Annotated in this window: 9 protein-coding genes; 4 read left to right on the plus strand and 5 right to left on the minus strand. The window is 36.8% G+C overall.

Translation table 11 applies throughout. The annotated features are described in order from the left end of the window. On the minus strand, positions 1-191 hold a 191-nt coding region (locus tag ACR2F7_RS07725), incomplete at its 3' end, for a hypothetical protein (RefSeq protein WP_432713005.1). A gap of 282 nt (positions 192-473) precedes the next feature. Here ACR2F7_RS07725 and ACR2F7_RS07730 point away from each other — a divergent pair. Continuing rightward, positions 474-1541 (plus strand): SDR family oxidoreductase, encoded by a 1068-nt coding sequence (locus ACR2F7_RS07730; protein WP_432713006.1) that lies wholly within the window; start codon positions 474-476, stop codon positions 1539-1541. Between the two features lie 92 nt (positions 1542-1633). On the opposite strand, the gene ACR2F7_RS07735 is transcribed toward ACR2F7_RS07730, so the two are convergent. The 4 genes from ACR2F7_RS07735 to ACR2F7_RS07750 form a co-directional block, all read right to left on the minus strand. Next, positions 1634-2407, minus strand: a complete 774-nt coding sequence (locus ACR2F7_RS07735) for a DUF3050 domain-containing protein (protein WP_432713007.1) — start codon at positions 2405-2407, stop codon at positions 1634-1636. Between the two features lie 115 nt (positions 2408-2522). Continuing rightward, positions 2523-3215 carry a hypothetical protein gene (locus tag ACR2F7_RS07740; RefSeq protein ID WP_432713008.1) on the minus strand — a complete coding sequence of 231 codons (693 nt, stop codon included), beginning with the start codon at positions 3213-3215 and terminating at the stop codon, positions 2523-2525. 8 nt (positions 3216-3223) lie between these two features. Then, positions 3224-3391, minus strand: coding sequence for a hypothetical protein (locus tag ACR2F7_RS07745; protein WP_432713009.1), 168 nt, complete (start codon positions 3389-3391; stop codon positions 3224-3226). Between the two features lie 93 nt (positions 3392-3484). After that, positions 3485-3709, minus strand: a complete 225-nt coding sequence (locus ACR2F7_RS07750) for a type II toxin-antitoxin system HicB family antitoxin (protein ID WP_432713010.1) — start codon at positions 3707-3709, stop codon at positions 3485-3487. Positions 3710-4192: 483 nt separating this feature from the next. Between ACR2F7_RS07750 and ACR2F7_RS07755 the strand changes: the two genes are divergently transcribed. The 3 genes from ACR2F7_RS07755 to ACR2F7_RS07765 form a co-directional block, all read left to right on the plus strand. Next, positions 4193-4993 carry a lipid II flippase Amj family protein gene (locus tag ACR2F7_RS07755; protein WP_432713011.1) on the plus strand — a complete coding sequence of 267 codons (801 nt, stop codon included), beginning with the start codon at positions 4193-4195 and terminating at the stop codon, positions 4991-4993. Positions 4994-5026: 33 nt separating this feature from the next. Continuing rightward, complete coding sequence (locus tag ACR2F7_RS07760; protein WP_432713012.1) at positions 5027-6115, plus strand: serine hydrolase domain-containing protein; 1089 nt, start codon at positions 5027-5029, stop codon at positions 6113-6115. Positions 6116-6270: 155 nt separating this feature from the next. Beyond that, positions 6271-6770, plus strand: a 500-nt coding sequence (locus ACR2F7_RS07765; RefSeq protein WP_432713013.1) for a class II fructose-bisphosphate aldolase, incomplete at its 3' end; no start/stop codon positions are given.

The following is a 6770-nucleotide window of genomic DNA, read 5'->3' on the forward strand; positions in this document are numbered from 1 at the left end:
TGGTTTTCATCAAGCACTTTACCAGAAATGCTGGTTGGTAGATTTGTAACTTGACCTTCGCAAATAAAGCTGATCAAAAAGGATACTAAAAAGAGGAATAGGAACTTGCTAAAATTGATCATCACAGCTGATTTGAATGGATTACCTCTCAAATATAAAAGCTTATACCTCTGCGTTTTGATCTTTAACATTGTTTAACAAGCGCGAGTTCTTCAGGCTTTATGCCGAGTAATTCTATACTTGATGTCCATCATATTTGCTGGTATTCTTTATTGAAGGAGTCTATTGATGAGGGGATTTCTTATAAGCTAACCACACGTGTGGTAAAGGTTATGCTAGTATTTAAATACATTCAATAAATGCTTCAAAACTATCAATAATGGAATAAATTTGCCAATTGGCAAAAATGATTGTTGCTTTGCCTTAAAGCAGCACCATTCTCTAACACCTGGTTTTTAAGGTATATTTGCACAATGGAAAAGATAGCATTAGTAGTTGGCGCAAGCGGCATTACCGGCAGTAATCTTGCCGAAAAACTGATTGACAAAGGATGGAAGACTTATGGTCTGGCCCGTAATCCTAATAAGGATATAGATAATTTATTGCCTGTTGCGGCAGATTTGTTAGATACAGCTAGTTTGCAAAAGGCACTTAAAGATATTGCCCCAACGCATGTGTTTTTGACCACCTGGATGCGCAATGCTACTGAAGCCGAAAACATTAGGGTAAATAGCTTGATGATCCGAAATCTGTTGGATGTACTCTCTGCAAAAAAATCTATACAGCATGTGGCCTTGGTAACAGGACTTAAACATTATTTAGGCCCTTTTGAAGCTTATGCCAAGGCAGGAACATTGCCAATTACGCCGGTACGTGAAGAACAGCCCCGGCTGAATTTAGAAAACTTTTACTACGCTCAGGAAGATGAAGTATATGCTGCAGCCAACCGTGACGGTTTTACCTGGAGCATTCATCGTCCGCATACCGTTATTGGCAAGGCTGTGGGCAATATGATGAACATGGGTACCACACTGGCTGTGTATGCTACTATTTGTAAAGAAACAGGCAGACCGTTTCATTTCCCTGGCTCCGGTGCACAATGGAATGGCTTATCTGATGTAACAGATGCACGTATATTGGCCGAGCAATTGATCTGGGCTTCTACAAATGAGGCAGGTCGTAATGAGGCCTTTAATATCACCAATGGGGAAGTCTTTCGCTGGAATTGGTTATGGCAAAAACTTGCAGACTGGTTTGGCGTGGAAGCCGTAGGATTTGATGGTACTATCCACTCTTTAGAAGAAGAATTGGCTAATGATGCTCCACTTTGGGCAGAGATAGCGGCAAAATATAATTTAAAAGAACCCAATCTCAATAGGTTAGCCTCTGCATGGCATACTGATTTAGACTTGAGTCGCCCGATTGAAGTGATGACCGATATGTCCAAAAGTCGTAAACTTGGCTTTCTCGTTTATCAGGATACCCGCGAATCTTTCTTTGACTTATTTGAAAAATTAAGACAAGAGCAACTTATTCCATAAAGGTTCTTTTTAAACCAAAGAACGATGTTTTATATGCTAAAACATCGTTCTCTGGTTTAATAAATGGTGTTATGCCAGGTTTAATAATGGTTTTATGCCAATACGATGTTAGCAGCAATATGATTCCATAACTTTATTCTATGTTGAAGAGAAAGTTTAGCAACTGCTAAAGTTTCTTCCCATTTTTCTACATCATCTCCACATAATTCAGTGATCATTTGTAAAGATAGAGGCCCGTGCTCTCCACCATCTACTTCTATATGCCTTTCAAGGTAATAACGAAGCTTTGTATATTTGATGTTGTCCTGATCTGATCCTTTTAAAATCTCAATAAACATGTCTGGGATCAGGTCTTCTCTACCAAAGGTGAAAGAAGAAGCCACTAAATGAGGTTTTTGGGAGGCAATCACCTCAAATGTATGGTTAACAAAGTTTCTAATATCAGGGTTCAATGCAATGAGATCCATGGCCCGGTTGATTGTTGCTCCACTTTCTATGGACTGAACAAAGGTATTGATGGCAGTTGTATCAGCTCCAAGCTGTTCCATTGCTTCTAAATACATTTCATAATGACTTTTAGGCTCACCTATTTCATTGATGTCGCTTTCTTCACCATGTACTATTTCATTGATAAATCTTGCTAAAACAGGGTTTTTTCTTGGTGTCCATGGGATAGTTACCGTAGTCAGGTTAATTTGCAGTGATTTTAACAATGACATAAAATCCCAAACAGCAAATACATGAGCTTCCATAAAAACCTTGATGTCATCAAGGGAAGAGAGGCTTTGGTATAATTTATGGAAACGAAGGTCGTTTCTGAGTTCGTTTAGCTCTTTTTGTATGTGCGCAATTTTTGGGTTATGCATTTTAGGACTTTGCTTTAAATTTTTGCAAAGATAGAAAGGCTATTTATTTCAATGTCGAATAGCTGTAAAATTTTTGGAGATAATTATACTTTTACGCTAGTTGAGGAGAGGGGAATTACTCATTATCCTGGTCAGGATTGAAGCGTTTGTACATGTCCAAATCAAAAAACGAAGCAGAATTAATTTTATCTACTTTTAACACCAAGTCAGTCTTCAAAGCATTTGTGTCTTGAACTGAACCATCAGCTATATAAGAAGCATATACAGTTAGATACTGTGTTGTGAATATGAGTTCTTTCTTTTCGTTTCTGTACCCACTGAATGCTGGTGTAATTCTGATATAGCTTGTGGTAAAAGGCTTGGGTAATTCTTTGACCCATCCAATGTAAACTTTACCACTATCCATAGTGAATTGTAAGAGGTGAGCGTCAAAAAAGGAAGAACTCATGAGAAGTTCAAACTCATTACCAGATTTCTGCAATGACATTTTTATCGCCTTTTTACGGTTAATAAAGAGATTTCCAATTTCTGTCGCAATTACAGCCACGATTAACGAAAAACTCGTTGTACCAAAAAAAGGTGTTCTTACTGGAAGATGCTCACTGATAAATGCAGTAAAATCTGGGAGGATGATGTTTATAATTGCCCTCAAAATGAAACAGCAAACCAATAAAATAATTCCTGCAAAGGCAGAATTTAAAAGTACACGCTGAATTTCAAGTCTGTACTGAACATATCGAAATAATGCAAATCGGATTAGAATATAATATCCACCCACTAGAGGGAAAATGAGCAGATTAAAAGGCATATGATCTGCTATTTTTTAAGCTTGTCCTTTTCGATTTTTTTAAAGATGCTCGATTCCATCATAGAATTTACCATCCGTTGAATTTTCGGCTGGTTAAAAAAGTCAGGACTTTTGATATAAAGCTTACCACTGCTGTCGGCGTGGATAATGCTGTCTAAATCTTTGTTCTTGCTCATATCCAAATATAAATTAATTTATTCAATTGTAATAACAAGGGTAAATAAAAAGTTGTTTCCTAGATCGTTATAAAATTAGGAAGAGTGCATAAACTATTGGAGGTAGGTTTTATCAGGCACTTTTCCCAGTTCAGTACAAGTGTCTATGTAATCATCAACAGCTTCTATAAAGGCAGGTTTAAGTAATTTAGCTGAATCAGACTCAAATGTAACAAGGTCAGTAATGCCAGATATTTTTCCATGAAAAACCTCATCATCAGGGCTAAAACTCACATGAGCTATATATCCCTTATACATTAATGTGTTTTCTTTCATCATTCAATTCTTCCTTTTTTTTTGGAACTCCAAAATCTGCTCAATTAAATATTTCTTTACAGTTCTCCCCTAGACTGGGTTTATGTAAGAATAAAACTCAATTTTATTCTTACAAAATTTTCTCCTTGTTCCTTATTTATGATGGAGCAATTTTTATAGCTCAACCTGCTTTGCAAGCTGAGAGGTTCATCCATTATAAAACCAGCACGAATTAATATTTTCATGAATTGATTTCCCGACATGCCCAGTAACCAACGGTTTTTACTAATATACGCTGAATCCAAATCAAAGCTTAATAATAACATAAATTTATTGGTCAAAGTAGAGCTGCATCAAATGATAAGCATCACATTCGTATCAGCTATTCATATAAACAAGTCTTTCCTTCCAAAATCATCATAGAGTTTTCACCATAAATAAATACCTTGCTCAACAGTTTACAAATCTGCATCTTTAAACAATTACTAATCATGGAGAAATAATGATATGACCATTCAAATAGTTATTGTTCTTATCCTGACCTTTGTCATCAACCTTATTACAACACTTTCTTACTCAGTAAGGATTGTAGGCATTAGAACCAGCAGAGTAGCAATTTCATTTGCCCTCTTTAATATGCTTGTTCTAGTGTCTAGAACGGCCAATGGTTTCCAGGCACCATTACTGGCAAAGACAGTAGAAAATGATATAAGAATTGGTGTTTTCGACAATGTAGGAACTTTTCGGCTCATCATTCTTTCATGCTCCATTGCCACTGTAATAGGTGCTTTGCTCATTCCAACCTTTCAGAGAGTCTTGTCAAAGGCAGTCATTAATTTCAGTACTCATAAATCTATGGGGAAACTTATACTACACAGTTTTTCTAAATCTGGCATCCTCTATTTCAAAGACAATATAACGATCCCCACCAGAGAAAACATCTCCAAAATTAAACTTGACGCACAATTTCCATGGCGGATTTTCATCCTTAGTATTGTGGCTGTTGCCATTTTAACCATAGGTGTTTTGTCAGCAGTATATGCATCTTACTTAAACCCAGATTACAGGACTACAGCAAGTAATTTATCTGCCTTTATCAATGGTTTTGCAACGATATTAATGTTTGCATTTATTGATCCGCATTTATCTATTATGACTGATGATGTAACTTTAGGTAAATGTTCGGAGACAACTTTTAGAAAGTATATTGTATACATGACATTTGCTCGTCTAATGGGAACCTTATTAGCACAACTATTATTTTTACCCGTTGCTCAATTATTAGCCTGGACAGCTACACATATTTAAACATGCTATTTTATGTTGACATCATAATTGTTGATGTTTAAATTAAGTACTTTAGGCATCGCATCCAGCGCAGGCAACCTATTCATGAAACACTTCACTCTTTCATTCTTATTATTCTTCTTATGTTCATTAGGCAGTTCTGCGCAGAAGGGGCTTGAAAAATCAATAGATTCACTCTTACAATCAACCTCCCCAAGACCTTTTAATGGAGTTATTCTTATTGCAAAAAATGGTCAGCCTACTTACCAAAAAAGCCATGGATATAGTAACTTGGCTACAAAAAAACAATTAAACATCAATGATCAGTTCCTGATTGCTTCTATAAGCAAACAGTTTACAGCAGCATTGGTTTTACAAGAACAAGAACTTGGGCACCTAAAAACGGAACAAAACATCAGGCATTACCTTCCAGAATTTAAACAGCAATGGGCAGATTCAGTATCCGTTCAGCAATTATTAAATCATACCTCGGGCATTACCAGTTGGGATAAAAGTTTGGTGTTTAAACCGGGAGCCAGGTTTTCTTATTCAAATATCAACTATGCCATTTTGGGTAAGATCATAGAAAAAACGTCTGGTAAAAGTTATGCTGCACTTACGGCAGCGCTGTTCAAACGATGTAAAATGCCCTCTTCAACTGTTCCGCCGCTACAAAATGGAAAAGATAGGAGCATAAGATTAGTTAAAGGCCATGCTGAAAATGCAGATGAAAAATTTGAGGAAGAAAATATTTTAAACCTATTAGATTCGCCCCCCATGGGTATTCCTGCAACAGGTATGATTTCTACCGCCGCTGATCTTACACAATGGATGCATATTTTGTATAATGGTCAGCTGCTGACAGTTAGCTCATATCAAGAAATGATAAGGAATACCGTTACACGTCCTCACCGTTGGGGCGAGGTTAAATATGGCGATGGAATTCAGGTAGATCAGTTGGACAAAATTGATGAACTGAGCATGAGCGGCTATGTGCCAGGCTTTATTTCTACAATGATCTATTACCCTCAAACCAAGGTAAGTATAGTTGTTCTTGAAAACATATCTCCTGCGCCCAATGACATGAACCGGGTCTTTTACTTCCACGACCAAATCCGCAAACTGTATAGAAATTCATTATAGCTTTATAAAAAGCATACCACACCCACATATGCGGCATCTTTACATGAAATAGTATAAAGCGCTCGCAATTTCCCACGCCCTCCTAAATTATTAATCCCTCAGGTTGTCCTTAACTTATTATTTTGTTAACTTCGGCATATACAAAATTTAGAAAAATGAGTTTAAAAGGCTACAAAGGCGTAATCTACGGAGATGCTCTTCAGGAATTGTTTGAACAAGCTAAAAAGCACCAGTTTGCATTACCTGCTGTTAATGTTACAGGAACAAATACAATTAATGCGGTGATGGAAACTGCTAAAGCAGTAAATTCACCGGTAATGATACAATTATCTAACGGTGGTGCACAGTTTTATGCTGGTAAAACCCTTAATAACGATAATTTGCAAGCATGTGTTTTAGGTGCAGTATCTGCTGCTAAACACGTTCATTTATTGGCTGAGCACTATGGTGTTGCTGTAGTTTTACACACTGACCATGCCGCTAAAAAATTACTTCCATGGATTGATGGTTTATTAGACCATGGCGAGAAATTCTTTGCGGAAACTGGAAAACCTTTGTTCTCTTCACATATGTTGGATCTTTCTGAAGAATCCATTGAAGAAAACATGGAAATCTCTGCTAAATATTTAGCCCGTATGGCTAAAATGGGCATGAC

The sequence above is a fragment of the Pedobacter sp. genome (genome assembly GCF_045628745.1).
Lineage (GTDB): Bacteria > Bacteroidota > Bacteroidia > Sphingobacteriales > Sphingobacteriaceae > Pedobacter.

What these genes read in the sequence shown, in the direction of transcription:
- ACR2F7_RS07730 (WP_432713006.1), top strand. Translation starts at nt 474, where the DNA reads ATGGAAAAGATAGCATTAGTAGTTGGCGCAAGCGGCATTACCGGCAGT.
- ACR2F7_RS07735 (WP_432713007.1), bottom strand. Translation starts at nt 2,407, where the DNA reads ATGCATAACCCAAAAATTGCGCACATACAAAAAGAGCTAAACGAACTC.
- ACR2F7_RS07740 (WP_432713008.1), bottom strand. Translation starts at nt 3,215, where the DNA reads ATGCCTTTTAATCTGCTCATTTTCCCTCTAGTGGGTGGATATTATATT.
- ACR2F7_RS07745 (WP_432713009.1), bottom strand. Translation starts at nt 3,391, where the DNA reads ATGAGCAAGAACAAAGATTTAGACAGCATTATCCACGCCGACAGCAGT.
- ACR2F7_RS07750 (WP_432713010.1), bottom strand. Translation starts at nt 3,709, where the DNA reads ATGATGAAAGAAAACACATTAATGTATAAGGGATATATAGCTCATGTG.
- ACR2F7_RS07755 (WP_432713011.1), top strand. Translation starts at nt 4,193, where the DNA reads ATGACCATTCAAATAGTTATTGTTCTTATCCTGACCTTTGTCATCAAC.
- ACR2F7_RS07760 (WP_432713012.1), top strand. Translation starts at nt 5,027, where the DNA reads ATGTTTAAATTAAGTACTTTAGGCATCGCATCCAGCGCAGGCAACCTA.